Source organism: Labrys sedimenti (genome assembly GCF_034424805.1).
Taxonomy (GTDB): Bacteria; Pseudomonadota; Alphaproteobacteria; order Rhizobiales; family Labraceae; genus Labrys; species Labrys sedimenti.
On sequence record NZ_JAXOUF010000096.1, the window covers coordinates 1 to 1,079 of the forward strand.

General features: G+C 57.9%; 1 pseudogene. It reads left to right on the top strand.

The window, feature by feature from the left end:
• Positions 1 to 220 precede the first annotated feature (220 nt).
• A pseudogene (locus tag U1R88_RS35575) lies at positions 221 to 1,079 on the top strand (IS30-like element ISPpu17 family transposase); the annotation flags it as partial.

A 1,079-nucleotide genomic window follows, 5' to 3' on the forward strand; every position in this document is an offset into this window, starting at 1 on the left:
CCAGAACGAGGGCCAGCGCGGTACTTGCTTTCCAAAACACGACTTGAGTTTTCATGATTGAGTTCCTTGCACCTGGTACAACCTTGGTTGTTTCAAACCCTCGTTATTTGTTTGGATAACAATACCTGAATTCATAGAATAAGCGCAACGCTTGAAACGAGAGGCAGAGAGCCAGCCACCGGTAGAATCCAGGCTCTCACACCGAAGGATTCAAGCGCAGATGACTACGCATTACCGGCAGCTGACTCAGGGACAACGTTACCAGATTGAGGCTGGCTTGAGCGCCGCAGAGAGCCAGGCGAGCATTGCAAAGCGGGTCGGCGTGCATCCCTCGACGATCAGTCGCGAGGTTCGCCGCAACAGCACCCAGAATATCTACAAGGCTGTTTCTGCGGCCCATGAAAGTGATGCTCGTCGAGCGGGTGCGCGCAAGTTTTGCAAGCCGGCGACATGGCTCAGCCATCATCTCCCGGTGTGGCTCAAGCATGGCATGAGTCCGGAGCAGATCGCCCAGCGGTTGAAGCAGGAGCAGCCAAGCCGGGCGGTCAGCCATGAGTGGATTTATCGGTTCATTGCCGCCGAACAGCGCGCCGGTGGTGAGCTTTATACCTATCTGCGACATCGCCGAAAGCGCTACCGGAAACGCTATGGAAGCCACGATCGGCGCGGGCAGCTGCGTAATCGCGTGTCAATCAGTGAACGCCCAGCCGAGGTCGAAAGCCGCGAGCGCCTGGGGGACTGGGAGGGCGATACGGTACATGGACTGGGCGGTAACCTGGTGACCCTGGTTGATCGCAAAAGCGGCTATCTGAGCGCCTATCCGGTCAAGCGCAGAACGCGCCGGCAGGTAACGCGGGCGATCAATCTGATGCTTCAGGGCCATGCCGCTCACACGCTGACGCTGGATAACGGAAGGGAGTTTGCCGGGCATGAACGCATCGCGCTACGGAGCCAGTGCCAGGTCTTTTTTGCAGACCCCTAGTCATCCTGGCAACGTGGCACCAATGAAAACACCAACGGTCTGCTCCGCCAGTATTTCCCCAAGGGCAGCGACTTCAGCAAGCTGACCGTCGAAGCCG